The sequence below is a fragment of the Gordonia sp. UBA5067 genome (assembly GCF_002414845.1).
Classification (GTDB): Bacteria; Actinomycetota; Actinomycetes; order Mycobacteriales; family Mycobacteriaceae; genus Gordonia; species Gordonia defluvii.
The window spans coordinates 1-14,147 of sequence record NZ_DIAX01000011.1 but is presented as its reverse complement, the minus strand read 5'-3'; the positions used below and the strand labels follow the sequence as shown (position 1 = coordinate 14,147).

The window sequence follows — 14,147 nt, the reverse complement described above, 5'->3', positions numbered from 1 at the left end:
CGGTATGCCGACGCCCGGTATGCCAGCACCGGGCGCGCCCGGCCAGCCACAGGCGTAGGGCACCGGCAGAAACGTCGAGGGGCCGGGAGAAGATCTCCCGGCCCCTCGTCGACCCCTCGACTATCGGTGTGTGATCACCGAAGTTCAGCGCTGCTCTTGTCGAGCACCCGGCGCGCGATAATCAGCTGCTGGATCTGCTGGGTCCCCTCGAAGATGTCGAGGATCTTGGAGTCGCGGGCCCACTTCTCCAACAGCGTCCGCTCGGAGTAGCCGAAGGTCGATGCGAGTTCGATCGCCTTGTTGGTCACGTCGGTGACGGTCCGGCCGGCCTTGGCCTTCGACATCGACGCCTCCAGCGAGTTCGGCTGCTTGTTGTCAGCCATCCACGCGGCACGCATCGTCAGCAGGTAGGACTCCTCGAAGTCCGCCTCCATCCGGATGAACTCCGCCGCGGCGGCATGCTGATCCATCGCGGGACGGTCGTAGTCGATCTCAATTCCGTTCTCCTCGAGGATCTTGCGCAGCTCCTCCAGGGACGCCCGGGCGACGCCGACGGCCATCGCGGCCACCATCGGGCGGGTGTTGTCGAAGGTCTGCATGACCCCGCCGAAGCCCTTCTTGACGTCGACCTCGGGGGAACCCAGCAGGTTGCCCGCCGGGATGCGGCAGTCCTCGAAACGGATCACCGCGGTGTCCGACGCGCGGATGCCGAGCTTCTCCTCGAGCCGCACAACGGTGACACCGGGATGCTCGCGCGGAACGACGAACGACTTGATCGCGGCGCGTCCGAGGCTGCGGTCGACCGACGCCCAAACGACGATGTGCGTCGCCCGAGAACCGGCGGTGACGAAGATCTTCTCGCCATTGAGCACGTACTCGTCGCCGTCGAGGGTGGCGGTGGCGGTGACCGCGGCGGAGTCCGAGCCGAAGCTCGGCTCGGTGATGGCCATGGCGGCCCACACCTTGCCGAATCGTGCGAGTTGCTCGTCGGTCGCCACCGCAGCGATGGCGGCGTTACCCAGGCCCTGGTAGGGCAGGGTCAGCATCAGGCCGACGTCGCCGTAGGAGGCCTCCATCGAGTTGATGATCGACTGCATGTTGCCGCCGTTGACGACAGCGCCCTCGGGGCGCTCCTTCACCGCGTCACCGCGACCGCCGGCCGCACCCGCACCCGCTGCTCCCGCGGCTGCCAGCCCGTCGTAGAGGGCGGCGAGCGTGTCCAGCTCAACCGGGTATGCATGCTCGGCGAGGTCGTACTTGCGGGAAATCGGCCGGAACACCTCGAGGGCGGCTTGCCGCGCCTGGTCGATGTTCATGGCGAACTTCTTCGGGAGTTCGAGACTGATAGCCATGACTGTGCCTTCTCCTTGCCGGGTCGCCGCCCCTAGAGGACGACGATCCCCTCGCCGAGGCCGGCGCCGCGCAGGTCGCGGTACCAGCGCTCCACCGGATGCTCCTTGGTGAACCCGTGGCCGCCGAGCAACTGCACGCCGTCCAGGCCGATCTGCAGGCCCTTGTCGATCGTGAGCTTGCGGGCCAGCGCCGACTCGCGGGCGAAGGACAGGCCCTGCTCGGCGCGAGATGCACCGCGGAGGGTGACCAGCTTGAGGCCGTCGAGCTCGGTAGCCATCGTGGCGACCATGAAGGCGACCGCCTGGCGGTTGGAGATCGGCTCGCCGAACGCCTCGCGCTCGTTGACGTAAGGGATGACGTAGTCGAGCATCGCCTGGCCGGTGCCGACGGCGAGGGCCGCCCAGCCCAGCCGCGACAGGCGCACGACGTCGCGGTAAGCCGCAAAGGCCTCGTCGCCGCCGATGATCGCACTCGACGGCACGGCGACGTCCTGCAGCAGCAGTCGGCCCATGCCGGCCGCGCGTAGGCCCATGCCCGGATCGGCTTCGACGATAAGACCCTGGCTGTCGGATTCGACGATGAAAAGTGCCGGGCGGCCATCGATCTCGGCGCCGACGAGGAACAGTTCGGATGAGCCGGCGGCCGGGACGAACGACTTCACGCCGTTGAGGCGGTAGCCGCTGGGTACCCGGGTGGCCTTGGTGGACAGGCTGAACGCGTCGAACAGCGGCTTGGGCTCAGCGATGACGACCGCCGATTGCGGCACGTTCTCCCCGGCGAAGTCGGGCAGATAGGTCGACTGCTGCTCGTCGGTGCCGAAGTTGGTCAGTGTCGTCGCCACACCGCTGGGTGCCAGCAACGGCAGCGCCAGACCCATGTCGCCGTACGCCATCGCCTCGGCGACCAGCGCATTGGTGACGACTCCGCGCTCGGCGGCGGCGCCGTCGAACTCTTCGGGGACGTTGATCATCGTGATCCCGAGTTCAGCGGAGCGCTCGAGGATCTCCGCGGGGGCGGCCGCATTCGCGTCGGCCTCGTAGGCGGCGGGACGCAGGATCTCGGTGGCGAAGTCCTTGACCGTCTCGGCGATCATTTGCTGCTCGTCGTCCGGGTTCAGATTGAACAGACCCTTGTTGACGGTCGCCGGACGCTTGGGTTTGCCGTCGCCGCTGGCCTTGGCAAACGCGCGACTGGCGGCGCCGAGGGTCTGGAAACCGGTCTTGGTGCCCTGGTAGGCGACCCGGTTGACCGGATCGGCCAGGCCGTACTTCTGTGCGAAGTCCGAGCCGGTGAACGAGGTGAGAACACGCATGGCGGCGCCGATGGGCGAACGCTTGGTCTTGGTCTTGCCGACGGCGGAGGAGTCGCGGGGCTCAGTGGTGGTCATGAAACGCTGCTACCTGTCTCGATGGGACTGACGGACGGGTGACGTGACGTCGAATCCGGCCGTTAAGCGAGCTTCTTACTCACTAGTAAGTACTTACCTTACTCCACAGTAAGGAGAGTTGTCGAGACGGGCGGTAGGCTGTTTCGCATGAGCACCCCCGTCACTGCGCAGTCCGCGCGGGACTCGTCCGCGCCGCCGGGTGCGGTTCGGCGCCGACTGCCGGCGCTCGGGGTGGCCACCGGGGGGGCGGCGGTCCTCGGAGTCGCAGCACTCTGGTCCACCTCGAGCGTCACCAGCGGGCCGGGGACCTGCATCTTCCGGCGTCTGACGGGACTGCCGTGCCCGGGATGCGGACTGACGCGCAGTTTCGTCATGCTTGCGCACGGCGATGTGTCTTCGGCCTTCGCGTACAACCTGGTGGGTCCGGTGCTGTTCGTGATCCTGGGGCTTTCGATCGCGATTGCCCTCTGGGTCCTGGTGGCCGGGCGCGACGCCGCGTTGTCGCGCTGGAGTTCGACGGTGTTGGGCAAGCCCGGCCTGATCGTGGTGGTCGCGTGGCTCGCCTATGGCGTTGTGCGGATATTCTCCGCGGGGGCCGACCTGGGCTGGTTCCCGGTAATCACCTAGTACGACGCCGCCCCGATCGGCGACTCGCGCTATTTGGGTGCCAGGGCGGCCAGGGCCTCCTGTGCCGCGGCGAGTTCACGGCTCAGATCCTCCACTCGACGGACGGCCTCCTCCCGGGCGGCATCGAGTACCGCCGAAGCAGCGGCCACGGCGGTGTCGTCACCGAGTTCGCGCAGGGCGCCCTCGACCGAATCAGGTGTGACAGTGTGCGATTGGCCGGGTTTGCGGCCGCCATGGGTCACCGCCACCGACCACTGGTTGTCGGTCGATCCGAAGATCGTCACCGTGACCGATCGCGGTGGCTTTCCCGCCGGTTTCGGGGAGGACTTCGGTTTCGGGGAGGACTTCGGGGTGGCCGGCGTCTCGTTGGCCGGAGCCGTCTTGCCCGGCACCTCGTTGGCCGGCACCTCGTTGGCCGGAACGGCCTTTGCCGGAACCGAGTTCGCTGGCGTGGCCGTCCGCACTGATGCGATCGCCGACGGCGCCGTCCGTCGCGCCGTCGGTTTGGCGGTCAGCTCCCGTGTCATCCGGAGTTCGTCTGCCTCGTAGGGCAATTCGTCGTCGACGCCGCGAGGCCGGACGGTGACCGTCGAACCGGAAACCGAGACGACCCGCGCCGATGCGCCCGCGGCGAGGCCAAGGCTGGGCGTGCCCTCGCACAGGAACACCGTGGCGCGTTTGCCGTCGGCGACGGCGTTGGCGAGCGCGGTGAGGTCGGCGGGGGACAACGAGTCGGCGGCGCGGCGGCTGCGCGGTGGCATGAGGAGACCCTCCTGGTTGGCGAACTGTCCCGTCTACCTTCCCACCCGGCACCGACAGTGCCGAGCCGGGGGAGTGCCGAGCCGGGGGAGTGCAGACGATGTCGCCCGCTCACCTGCCGGCGAGGATCACCACTGCTGTTGGAGTTGGGACTCCCGGCCCAAGACGCGTGTCTGGGCGACGATGCCAGCGATGACGAGGACGAGGTAGATCGCGTACCACCACCAGTCGTGTCCGATTGTCGAGGTCACCGTCGAACGGGTGAAGTCCTCGAGTTCGATTGTCGAGGTCAGCAGCATCAGTCCGCCGACGGTCGCGGTCGCGCCACCGAGTGCGCCGAGCACCACCAGCAGGATCGCGGGCAGGTTCATGCTCACTGCCGCGACCGCCAACACGATCCCGACCACCACGCCGACGGTGATGATCACCCAGTTCCAGGTGACTCCGAACGCGGCCATAATCGCCGCCCCGACGGCGAAACCGATTGATGCCATCGCCAGGGTGACCGCCACCGCGTAGTACAGGTAGGCCAGGACCGAGAACAGCACGGCGACGAGGATGCCGACGATCCAGCCGAGCGCGGTCGAGAGAAACCCGTCGCCACTGAGCGCCGAGACGATGCCCGCGCCGAGATTGAGTCCGACGAACGCCCCCCACACGGCGATCACGATGCGCATCGCGACGACGCCGCGCAGGCAGAAGAGGAGGCCGATGGCGACGGCGAGGATTCCGATGACAATGCTGGACATACTGGTCACCGTAGTGGTTTCGCCGCGTATCGGCGCATGATGAAGGAATGTGGATCACCAGCTTTGGCCACTCCTGCTTCCTGGCCGACATCGACAACACGCGAATTCTCTTCGACCCGGGCAGCTTCTCGTCGGGGTTCGAGTCCCTGACCGGGCTCGACGCCATCTTGATCACCCATCAGCATCCCGATCATGTCGATACCGCACGGCTGCCCGCCCTCGTCGCTGCCAATCCCGGCGCCCAACGCTGGGCCGATCCGGCGACGGCGGCGATGTTGAACGCCGATCCCGGCCAGCCGCGGTGGGGTGACGGCCACGTCGGGCAGCGGTTCGAGGTCGGGCCGTTGACGGTGCGCACGACCGGCGGGCGGCATGCGGTTATCCACCCCGAGCTGCCGGTGATCGACAACATCGCCTACCTCGTCGGGACCGAGGATCGACCAGGCCGGCTATTGCACCCGGGCGATTCGTTCTACCTCCCCTTCACGACGGTCGAGGTGCTGGCGATCCCGGCGGCGGCGCCGTGGATGAAGCTGTCGGAGTCGGTTGACTATCTGCGGTCCGTTGAACCGGCGAAGGCGTTTCCGATCCATCAGGCGGTCCTGTCGTCGGCCGGGATGGCGGTCCACAACGCGCGACTGTCCGAAATGCGAAAGCCCGCAACCGAGTTCACCGTGATCGAGCCCGGTTCGACGGTCGAGCTGTAGCACCGATCCACCGTGGTTTCGCCAGTGCTACTTCGATCGGTGTGGCATGAGCGAAACCGTGGGGGATCAGCGGGCTAGACCAGCCTGCCCAGCACCTCGTCGTGCAGCACGCCGTTGGTGGCCACCGCACTGCCACCGCGGGGGCCGGGCTCGCCGTCGAGGTTGGTGAACCTGCCGCCCGCCTCACGCACGAGTACGTCGACGGCGGCGAGGTCCCACACCGACACCTCCGGCTCGGCGGCGATGTCGACAGCGCCTTCGGCGACCAGGCAGTAGTTCCAGAAGTCGCCGAAACCCCGGACGCGCCACACGTCGTCGGTGAGCCCCACGAACTGATCGCGCAGCCCGCGGCCGGCCCATCCGGACAAACTCGAGAACGCCAGGCTCGCGTCCGGCAATGACCGCACGGACGACACAGAGAGTCGGCGTGGAGCGGAGTCCCCTGGGCCAACGGCGAAAGCGCCCGCACCGGCCGACGCCCACCAGCGGCGGCCCAGCGCGGGCGCGGAGACCACACCGACGACGGGCACGCCATCGTCGATCAGCGCGATGAGCGTCGCCCACACCGGCACACCCCGAACGAAGTTCTTCGTGCCGTCGATCGGATCGATCACCCACTGCCGCCCACGGGTCAGCGCGGCTCCGCCGAACTCCTCGCCCATGATCGGATCGCCGGGAAGCACGGTGCCGATCCGTTCGCGCAGCATGCTCTCGCACGCAAGGTCGGCATCGGAGACGGGGGTCAGATCCGGCTTGGTGCTCACCGCGAGGTCGATGGCGCCGAATCTCGGCAGGGTGAGGGCGTCGGCGGCGTCGGCGAGTTCGAGGGCGGTGGCTAGGTCGGCCATGAGCAAATAGGGTAGCGGGCATGTGGACATTGCTTATCGCAGGCGTACTGGCAGCGACCGCCGTCGCCCTGATCATCGGCATGCGGGGCCGCAAGATGTCCGTGGCGAAACTGGCGTCCATGAGTGAGGGATCGCTCACCGTCACCGGCGCCAACCCGCGGCCCGAACAGGGCGACGCCAACAACGAGGCCTACCTGACGATCTCCGGGACGATCATGGGACCGGGCATCGCCCCGACGGAGGTGTACGGGACGTTCGCCCGCACCCTGACCCGGCCCTGGCCGCAGATCGGCCAGAATTTTGCGGTGCGCTACGACCCGCGCAAAGTCGAGTCGTCCTGGGTCCTGATCGACGGCGTCGAACCTGACGGGTTCACGCCGGCCGACGAGCGGGCTTAGGCCGCCCGAGTGGCTGTGCTCGGGGCGGTAGGCTGGTATCCCGTGCAGCCTGATGTAACCGCCGATCTGGATTCCCTCGACACAACGTTGACGACTGTCGAGAAGGTGCTCGACCTCGATGAGTTGCGCCGCCGGATCGACGAACTCGAGATGCAGGCGTCCGACCCGGACCTGTGGAACGACCAAGATCACGCGCAGAAGGTGACCAGCGAGTTGTCGCATGCGCAGGCCGAGCTTCGCCGGGTATCCGAACTGCGGCAGCGCCTGGACGACCTGCCGGTGCACTATGAGCTGGCCGACGCTGAAGAAGGGGACGACCGCGCCTCCGCCCTGGCCGATGCCGACACCGAGCGGGCCGCGCTGCGCACCGACATCGAGGCGATGGAAGTCAAGACGATGCTCGCCGGCGAATACGATCAGCGCGACGCGCTGGTCAACATCCGGGCCGGTGCCGGCGGCGTGGACGCCGCCGACTGGGCCCAGATGCTGATGCGGATGTACACGCGCTGGGCCGAGGCGCACGGGTACGGGGTGGAGGTCTACGACACCTCCTACGCCGAAGAAGCGGGGATCAAGAGCGCGACGTTCGCAGTGAAGGCGCCCTACATCTACGGCACTCTGTCGATCGAGCAGGGCACCCACCGACTGGTCCGGATCAGTCCGTTCGACAACCAGGGCCGCCGCCAGACCTCGTTCGCCGAGGTCGAGGTCCTGCCGGTGGTGGCGACGACCGACCACATCGACATCGACGAGAACGATCTGAAAGTCGACGTCTACCGCTCGTCGGGTCCGGGCGGTCAGTCGGTGAACACCACCGATTCGGCGGTCCGACTCACCCATATCCCGACCGGCATCGTCGTCACCTGCCAGAACGAGAAGAGTCAGCTGCAGAACAAGGCGTCGGCGATGCGGGTGCTGCAGGCCAAACTGCTCGAGCGCAAACGCGCCGAAGAGCGCGCGGAGATGGATGCGCTCAAGAGTGACGGCGGCTCGAGCTGGGGCAACCAGATGCGCTCCTACGTCCTGCATCCGTACCAGATGGTGAAGGATCTGCGGACTAACGTCGAGAACAACAACCCGGCGGCAGTCCTCGACGGTGACATCGACGAGTTCATCGAAGCCGGAATCCGGTGGCGGATGGCCGCCGGCGACACCAATGACAGCTGATCGGATGCAGCACGTCGCAGCACGCGCCCTCGAGCGCGTGTGGCACTGGCTCGGTGCCGCCGGGCTTCCGATCGCCCTGTGGATCATCGGGGGAATTCTGGTCGCCCAGTTCGCCGGCTGGACCCTGGCCCGGTTCGAGCACCAGGTCACCAGGACGGCGGGGGGCGGCGATGTCGTCGTGCTCGCCGAACGGGCCAAGCACCTGCGCGCGGTACTGCAGGTGGTGCGCTGGACGATTGTCTCCGCGATCGCCTTCATCGTCGGGATACGGGTGCTGGCGCTGCTCGGCGTTCCCGTGGCCGGGCTGGTCGGCCCGGGCGCGGTCGTCGGTGCCGCGGTAGGCTTCGGCGCTCAGCGCGTCGTCCAGGACCTGTTGGCCGGCTTCTTCATCGTCACCGAGAAGCAGTACGGCTACGGTGATCTGGTGCGACTGATCCTGCCCAGCGCGGTGGAGAAGGAAGGGCACGTCGAGGACATCTCGCTGCGCGTCACCCGGCTGCGGGCCACCGATGGCGAACTCATCACCGTGCCGAACGGGCAGATCGTGGCGGCGGTCAATCAGTCCCGCGACTGGGCGCGCGCCGTCGTCGACATCGACTTCGCCGCGAATACCGACCTCACGATCGTGGAGAATCACCTGGTCAAAGCTGGCGACGACTTTCATGCGGATGAGCGTTTCACCGCGCTGCTCCAGGATTCGCCGGCGCCGCTGGGGGTCGTTGCGATGGCGGACCACACCTACACCGTCCGCATTGTCGCCCGAACTGTCCCCGGCAGGCAGTTCGAGGTCAGCCGCGATCTGCGCGTATATCTGATCGAGGCCCTGCGCAAAGACGGGGTCAACGTGCAGTCGGGGTACAACCCCGATACCCCCGATGACGAGGAGTGACCGGTGAAGCGACGCTGGGTCCGCAGACATCTTGCGACGATCATTCTGTCGGTCTTGTTCGTTGTGCTGCTCGCGCTCTACCTCTACGCCAGCTCCGCCGACAGCGGTGAGCCCGGTTCGGGGACGCACCCGACCGTCACCGCCGCGGTGCTGGGACGACCATAGCCGCGGCGCGCCTGAGCGGCGCAGTCAAGTCCCGTCGCTACACTGGCATCTCGTGATCAAGCTGGAAAGTGTCACCAAGCAGTACAAGGCCTCTACGCGGCCTGCGCTGTCCAATGTGAGCCTGGAGGTCGCCAAGGGCGAGTTCGCCTTCCTGATCGGACCGTCGGGTTCGGGCAAGTCGACCTTCTTCCAGATGCTCCTCAAAGAGGACAAGCCCACGTCGGGCGACATCTGGGTCGGCGAGTTCCACGTCAACACGTTGCGGGCGCGTCAGGTGCCGAAGCTGCGGCAGTCCATCGGGTGCGTGTTCCAGGACTTCCGGCTGCTGCAGCAGAAGTCGGTCGCCGAGAACGTGGCGTTTGCGCTCGAGGTCATCGGCAAGCCCGCCGCAACCATCAACCAGATCGTTCCCGACGTCCTCGAGTACGTGGGGCTCGGCGGCAAAGCCGACCGCATGCCCAGCGAGTTGTCGGGCGGGGAGATGCAGCGCGTCGCGATCGCACGGGCCATCGTCAACCGGCCGCGGGTACTGCTGGCCGACGAGCCGACCGGCAACCTCGACCCGATCACCAGCCAGGAGATCGTCGAGGTTCTCGACCGGGTGAACCGCCGCGGTACCACCGTCGTCATGGCGACCCATGACCGGCAGATCGTCGACGCCATGCGACGGCGGGTGTTGGAATTCGACAACGGGCACCTGGTTCGCGACGACAAGCACGGCGTGTACGGCATCGGCTGACGCACGGCATTCGAGGAGAGCAGCAACATGCGCGCCAATTTCATCATCACCGAGGTTCTCAACGGCCTCCGCCGCAATGTCACGATGACCGTCGCGATGATCATCACCACGGCGATCACACTGGGCATGCTCGGTGCTGGCCTATTGGTCATGCAGATGGCGGGCAAGAGCCAGGAGATCTTCTTCAACCGGGTCGAGATGCAGATCTTCGTCAACGACGACGTGGCCCGGGCCGATCCGAACTGTGATCGGGCGCCGTGTTCGCAGTTGCGGGATGAGTTGAAGAACGAGCCGGGCGTGACCAACGTCACCTGGGTGAACCTCGACGACGCCTACAAGGCGGCGAAGGAGGCGTTCAAGAACACGCCCGAGATGGCCGACGCGGTGACCCCGGACACGATGCCGGCGTCGTTCCGGGTGAAGGTCAACGATCCCGACAAGTACGGCGCGGTGATCGACAAGTTCAAGGGTCGCCAGGACCTCGGCGTCGACGGTGTCCAGGACCAGCGCAAGCTGGTCAACCGCCTGTTCAGCGTGCTCAATGGCGCGCGCAACGCGGCATTCGTGCTGTCGTTGATCCTGGGGGTCGCGGCGGTCCTGCTGATCGCCAACACCGTCCAGATGGCGGCCTACACCAGGCGCACCGAGGTGTCGATCATGCGCTTGGTCGGCGCGACGCGGTGGTACACCCAGCTGCCATTTCTGATCGAGGCGGTTGTCGCCGCGGTGATCGGCACCGTGCTGGCCGTCGGCGGTCTGCTGATCGGCAAGAAGTTCTTCTTCGACGAGGCGCTCAACGATCTGTATGGGGTGAACATCCTGGCCCGCGTGACGACGTCGGACGTCTTCTTCGTCTCGCCGTGGCTGCTGCTGACCGGAATTGTGTTGGCCAGCGCGACGTCATATGTCACTCTGCGGTGGTACGTGCGCGAGTGAATCGATCGACCGCGCCCACCCGCGGGAAGGACAGGCAGTGAAAGAGAAGGGTCGCAAGGCAATCGCGACCAATCGCAAGGCGCGCCACAACTACACCATCCTAGATACCTACGAGGCCGGGGTGGCGCTCCTCGGTACCGAGGTGAAGAGCCTGCGGGACGGCAAGGCGTCGCTCGTGGACGCCTTCGCCACTATCGACGACGGCGAGGTGTGGTTGCGCGGGCTGCACATCGCCGAGTACGGCTCCGGATCGTGGACCAATCATGCCCCGCTACGCAACCGCAAACTGCTGCTGCATCGGCGCGAGATCGACAACCTTGTCGGCCGGATCCGCGACGGCAACCTCACGCTGGTGCCGTTGTCGCTGTACTTCAGCGAGGGTCGGGTGAAGGTCGAGTTGGCACTGGCCCGCGGTAAGCAGGCCCACGACAAGCGTCACGATTTGGCGAAGCGCACTGCACAGCGCGAGGTCGAGCGCGAGTTGGGCCGTCGCGTCAAAGGGATGTAGCAGCCGTGCGTCTGGCGCGCTGGTTGCCGGCGGTGGTGGCCGGACTGGCGGGGTGTACTGCGATTGCGCCGGCGCCACCCGTGCCACGGCCATATTGGGTCAGCGTGGCCCCGGACTGTTCACTGGACGCCGTGACCGCTGACGCGGACGGGCTCATTGCGGCCGGTCTGCGCGATGCGGGATATCGGCTCATCGTCGCAGCGTGCAATCACTCGCCGCACCGCGGGGCCGTGGCGGCGGCCCTACGTGAGCGTGGGGTGACCCTGACGGCAGCGCTACCTCCGCGTGCGGCCGAGGTGCGGGCTACCGGTGTGGAGGTGGCCGGCCTGCGGACCGAGCTCACGGCGGCGGTGATGGCGGTTTCGCCCTGGGTGGTGATGGGCCGGCCCGACTCTCTGCCAGCCGCGGTGCTGGCCATCCTTGCCAACCATGACGTGTTGGCGTTGGCTGGTGATTCTCGTGCGGCCTTCGGCGGCACCGTGCGCGAGGATTCCGAGGCGGTTGTGCGGTCGCGGGCGATCGGGACCAAGGGGCTGATCGTGTCGCTAACGAATCGGCGGCGGGATGCGGCGGCGATTGGCGTTCCGATAGCGCTACTTGGCCTGACCGGCACGATTCGAGGCGTGGACGCGTGGACTGGGCAGGAGGTCGTCTCGCGTGCTGGGTGGCTCGGCGGCACGGTCGGTGCGGGCGACACGATCCTGCTCGAGATTGTGTGACGCGATCGCCGATTCAGCGTTGCCCTGCGGGGCAATCCGTTGAACTTGTCAGACCGCGGCCGTAGTATGAACATACGTTCTAATTCGGGGGCGTCGTTCCAGTTGCCGGGGGGTGAATCCAATGGCTGTCACCAGCGCTGAGGACACGCCGGAAGTGGGGCCGGCATGGCCGGATTCAGCGAGGGCGCTTGCTCGCCTGATCGACGTCGCGACAGTCAAGCTGGCCGCCACATCACTCGGGTTGGCCTCCGATGGTGATGTCCTTGATGTCGTGACGACCATGGAGACGATGCGACGACGACTCGACGGTGTTCTCGCCGCGTTAGTGGTGGAAGTGTCCGATCGCGAGCTCTTTCGGGTGTCCGGCCATACGACGGTGAAGCGGTTCTATGCCCAGGAACTTCGGTTGGGAGCGGGGGAGGCGAAGCGTCGCCTGGAAGTGGCTGAATCGATCGCACCGATGATGGCGATGACCGGGCAGAAGTTGCCGCCCAAGCGCGAAGCTCTTGCCGACGCCGTCGCGCAGGGGAAGATCTCGGCCGAGCATATTCATGAGATTGAGGCCATCATGGCCGCAGTTCCGCACAGCGCCTCGGTTGAGGAGGTCGAGACTGCGGTAACAATCATGGCCGAGGCCGCGAAGGAAATGGCGCCAGCGGAGTTGCGGCCGGTGGGGCAGCGTCTGCTTGGCCATTTGGATCCGGATGGGGAGCTAAGCGATGACACCGATCGCCGTCGGCAACGCGGTGTCACGATCGGACGGCAGGATAGCCAACTGCTGAGCAAACTCTCCGGAGTATTGACTCCCGCGCTACGCGCCAAGATCGAAGTCATTTTGCATAGCTGGGCGGCCCCCGGAATTAACAACCCCGACGACGAGAAGCCGATTGCCGCACTCGCTGATGACGCAGGCACGGACGGACGGGAACAGCTTGCCGAGGCAGTCTCACGTGATACTCGCAGCCCAGCTCAGCGCAATCACGATGCGTTGGAGACGATGTGCGACTGGATCTTGGGTCATCAGGGCTTGGGTCGGCCGGATCGGATCCCGGCACAGTTGGTGATCACCATCGACGAGCATGATCTCGCGGCTCGTGCCGGTGCTTCGTTGACCAGTACCGGCACCCTGGTGCCGACCGTGGACCTGGTGGAATTAGCCGCTGACGCCGTGCCGTGGTTAGTAGTGTTTCAACACGCCAGCCGCGTAATCGTCGATTTCGCACGAGGACGGCGGATAGCGAGTTTCGCCCAGCGATTGGCCCTGTTCGGGAAAGATCGCGGCTGCACCAGGCCTGGTTGCACCGAACCGTTTAGCCGGACCCAGGCCCATCACGCTCAGCTGGACTTCGCCAAGGGAGGACTGACCAACCTCGCCGACCTCGGTTCGGCGTGCGGGCCGGACAATCGCAATGTCGGTACCGGGCCCGGGCAGTGGGATACCGCGATTATCGACGGTGGGCCTGATGCCGGGCGTACCGGATGGCGGCGCGCCGGCACTGGTAGACCCTTCCGCGCCAACCCGGTCCATCACCCGCAGGCGTTTCTCCACTCCGCGGATCCAGGCCCGCTGGGGGAAACCTCGCAGCTAGAGGCGCCGCAGCGTGACCGGGGCATAGAACTGCGCCGCTACATCGACTCCGAGCACCACGGCCAGTCGCCGCCCTCGTTGGTCGAGGCCGCGCTCCATGTCGTGCTGCAGTCAGTGGCCTAGCCCACCGTGGTGGGTTCGATGAGAAATGGGGATGATTTGTCGGTCCCTGATGGTTACAATGAAATGTCCACCGCATCTGTGGTGGATCCTTACTCGGGGCTGATCGGTTTCGACTCTGTGCGTCGAGTTGGGGGAAGCGTGTCGGTGCAGGCTAGAGACCACCGTTAAGCGTCGCAGCAACCAATTAAGCGCCGATTCCAATCAGCGCGACTACGCTCTCGCTGCCTAAGCACCGAGGCTAGTCTGTCGGCCCGGGTGGTGTTCCCACATCCGGATGCCGGCATCAGCTTGGGGACTTACCGACACCGCCGGTCGCGGGTGGGGTCGGGACATCACACAGCGACTGGGATTGTCCTCTCGGCTTGTTCGCGTGACCGGGAGATCCAAGTAACGACACAGCGGACTGCACACGGAGAAGCCCCAGTGAAGCGGCGGAGGACCCGGGTTCAATTCCCGGCAGCTCCACCTGTCTCTTATACACATCT

Annotated in this window: 16 protein-coding genes and 1 other RNA gene; 12 read left to right on the top strand and 5 right to left on the bottom strand. The window is 66.3% G+C overall.

All coding sequences use genetic code 11. The annotated features are described in order from the left end of the window. Positions 1-134: 134 nt before the first annotated feature. Together B4M62_RS02235 and B4M62_RS02230 are read right to left on the bottom strand one after the other, a co-directional pair. On the bottom strand, positions 135-1,352 hold the full coding sequence (locus tag B4M62_RS02235) for an acyl-CoA dehydrogenase family protein (protein ID WP_290704550.1): 1,218 nt from the start codon (positions 1,350-1,352) through the stop codon (positions 135-137). Positions 1,353-1,384: 32 nt separating this feature from the next. Next, complete coding sequence (locus B4M62_RS02230) at positions 1,385-2,740, bottom strand: acyl-CoA dehydrogenase family protein (RefSeq protein ID WP_290704547.1); 1,356 nt, start codon at positions 2,738-2,740, stop codon at positions 1,385-1,387. Positions 2,741-2,887: 147 nt separating this feature from the next. Here B4M62_RS02230 and B4M62_RS02225 point away from each other — a divergent pair, with 147 nt between their 5' ends. Next, on the top strand, positions 2,888-3,367 hold the full coding sequence (locus B4M62_RS02225) for a DUF2752 domain-containing protein (protein WP_290704544.1): 480 nt from the start codon (positions 2,888-2,890) through the stop codon (positions 3,365-3,367). Positions 3,368-3,396: 29 nt separating this feature from the next. On the opposite strand, the gene B4M62_RS02220 is transcribed toward B4M62_RS02225, so the two are convergent. Beyond that, the gene (locus B4M62_RS02220) at positions 3,397-4,128 is read right to left on the bottom strand and encodes a DUF6319 family protein (protein WP_290704541.1); all 732 of its coding nucleotides are present in this window, start codon (positions 4,126-4,128) and stop codon (positions 3,397-3,399) included. Positions 4,129-4,254: 126 nt separating this feature from the next. After that, positions 4,255-4,875, bottom strand: coding sequence for a DUF4203 domain-containing protein (locus B4M62_RS02215; RefSeq protein WP_290704539.1), 621 nt, complete (start codon positions 4,873-4,875; stop codon positions 4,255-4,257). A 47-nt stretch (positions 4,876-4,922) separates the two neighbouring features. Between B4M62_RS02215 and B4M62_RS02210 the strand changes: the two genes are divergently transcribed. Beyond that, complete coding sequence (locus tag B4M62_RS02210) at positions 4,923-5,582, top strand: MBL fold metallo-hydrolase (RefSeq protein WP_290704536.1); 660 nt, start codon at positions 4,923-4,925, stop codon at positions 5,580-5,582. Between the two features lie 74 nt (positions 5,583-5,656). Here the strand turns inward: B4M62_RS02210 and hisN are convergent, their stop codons facing one another. Continuing rightward, entirely contained in the window at positions 5,657-6,430 is a 774-nt protein-coding gene (gene hisN, locus B4M62_RS02205) for a histidinol-phosphatase (RefSeq protein WP_290704533.1), read from the bottom strand. 20 nt (positions 6,431-6,450) lie between these two features. Here hisN and B4M62_RS02200 point away from each other — a divergent pair, with 20 nt between their 5' ends. The 10 genes from B4M62_RS02200 to ssrA all read left to right on the top strand — a co-directional run bounded on the left by B4M62_RS02200 (position 6,451) and on the right by ssrA (position 14,130). Continuing rightward, positions 6,451-6,828, top strand: coding sequence for a hypothetical protein (locus tag B4M62_RS02200; RefSeq protein ID WP_290704530.1), 378 nt, complete (start codon positions 6,451-6,453; stop codon positions 6,826-6,828). 42 nt (positions 6,829-6,870) lie between these two features. Then, the gene (gene prfB / locus B4M62_RS02195; RefSeq protein ID WP_290704527.1) at positions 6,871-7,995 is read left to right on the top strand and encodes a peptide chain release factor 2; all 1,125 of its coding nucleotides are present in this window, start codon (positions 6,871-6,873) and stop codon (positions 7,993-7,995) included. Between the two features lie 4 nt (positions 7,996-7,999). Next, entirely contained in the window at positions 8,000-8,884 is an 885-nt protein-coding gene (locus tag B4M62_RS02190; protein ID WP_290704524.1) for a mechanosensitive ion channel family protein, read from the top strand. Positions 8,885-8,887: 3 nt separating this feature from the next. Then, on the top strand, positions 8,888-9,049 hold the full coding sequence (locus B4M62_RS02185; RefSeq protein WP_290704522.1) for a hypothetical protein: 162 nt from the start codon (positions 8,888-8,890) through the stop codon (positions 9,047-9,049). Between the two features lie 52 nt (positions 9,050-9,101). Then, positions 9,102-9,788 carry a cell division ATP-binding protein FtsE gene (gene ftsE / locus B4M62_RS02180; protein WP_290704519.1) on the top strand — a complete coding sequence of 229 codons (687 nt, stop codon included), beginning with the start codon at positions 9,102-9,104 and terminating at the stop codon, positions 9,786-9,788. Positions 9,789-9,815: 27 nt separating this feature from the next. Continuing rightward, on the top strand, positions 9,816-10,724 hold the full coding sequence (gene ftsX / locus B4M62_RS02175) for a permease-like cell division protein FtsX (protein ID WP_290704516.1): 909 nt from the start codon (positions 9,816-9,818) through the stop codon (positions 10,722-10,724). A 37-nt stretch (positions 10,725-10,761) separates the two neighbouring features. Beyond that, entirely contained in the window at positions 10,762-11,232 is a 471-nt protein-coding gene (smpB, locus tag B4M62_RS02170; protein ID WP_290704513.1) for an SsrA-binding protein SmpB, read from the top strand. Positions 11,233-11,363: 131 nt separating this feature from the next. Next, on the top strand, positions 11,364-11,951 hold the full coding sequence (locus B4M62_RS02165) for a hypothetical protein (protein WP_290704509.1): 588 nt from the start codon (positions 11,364-11,366) through the stop codon (positions 11,949-11,951). Positions 11,952-12,072: 121 nt separating this feature from the next. After that, the gene (locus tag B4M62_RS02160; protein WP_290704506.1) at positions 12,073-13,662 is read left to right on the top strand and encodes an HNH endonuclease signature motif containing protein; all 1,590 of its coding nucleotides are present in this window, start codon (positions 12,073-12,075) and stop codon (positions 13,660-13,662) included. Between the two features lie 95 nt (positions 13,663-13,757). Further along, positions 13,758-14,130: a transfer-messenger RNA gene (gene ssrA, locus B4M62_RS02155) on the top strand. The last annotated feature ends 17 nt before the right edge of the window (positions 14,131-14,147 follow it).

What these genes read in the sequence shown, in the direction of transcription:
- B4M62_RS02235 (WP_290704550.1), bottom strand. Translation starts at nt 1,352, where the DNA reads ATGGCTATCAGTCTCGAACTCCCGAAGAAGTTCGCCATGAACATCGAC.
- hisN (WP_290704533.1), bottom strand. Translation starts at nt 6,430, where the DNA reads ATGGCCGACCTAGCCACCGCCCTCGAACTCGCCGACGCCGCCGACGCC.
- B4M62_RS02225 (WP_290704544.1), top strand. Translation starts at nt 2,888, where the DNA reads ATGAGCACCCCCGTCACTGCGCAGTCCGCGCGGGACTCGTCCGCGCCG.
- B4M62_RS02190 (WP_290704524.1), top strand. Translation starts at nt 8,000, where the DNA reads ATGCAGCACGTCGCAGCACGCGCCCTCGAGCGCGTGTGGCACTGGCTC.
- B4M62_RS02215 (WP_290704539.1), bottom strand. Translation starts at nt 4,875, where the DNA reads ATGTCCAGCATTGTCATCGGAATCCTCGCCGTCGCCATCGGCCTCCTC.
- B4M62_RS02210 (WP_290704536.1), top strand. Translation starts at nt 4,923, where the DNA reads ATGTGGATCACCAGCTTTGGCCACTCCTGCTTCCTGGCCGACATCGAC.
- B4M62_RS02220 (WP_290704541.1), bottom strand. Translation starts at nt 4,128, where the DNA reads ATGCCACCGCGCAGCCGCCGCGCCGCCGACTCGTTGTCCCCCGCCGAC.
- B4M62_RS02200 (WP_290704530.1), top strand. Translation starts at nt 6,451, where the DNA reads ATGTGGACATTGCTTATCGCAGGCGTACTGGCAGCGACCGCCGTCGCC.
- ftsX (WP_290704516.1), top strand. Translation starts at nt 9,816, where the DNA reads ATGCGCGCCAATTTCATCATCACCGAGGTTCTCAACGGCCTCCGCCGC.
- B4M62_RS02160 (WP_290704506.1), top strand. Translation starts at nt 12,073, where the DNA reads ATGGCTGTCACCAGCGCTGAGGACACGCCGGAAGTGGGGCCGGCATGG.
- B4M62_RS02230 (WP_290704547.1), bottom strand. Translation starts at nt 2,740, where the DNA reads ATGACCACCACTGAGCCCCGCGACTCCTCCGCCGTCGGCAAGACCAAG.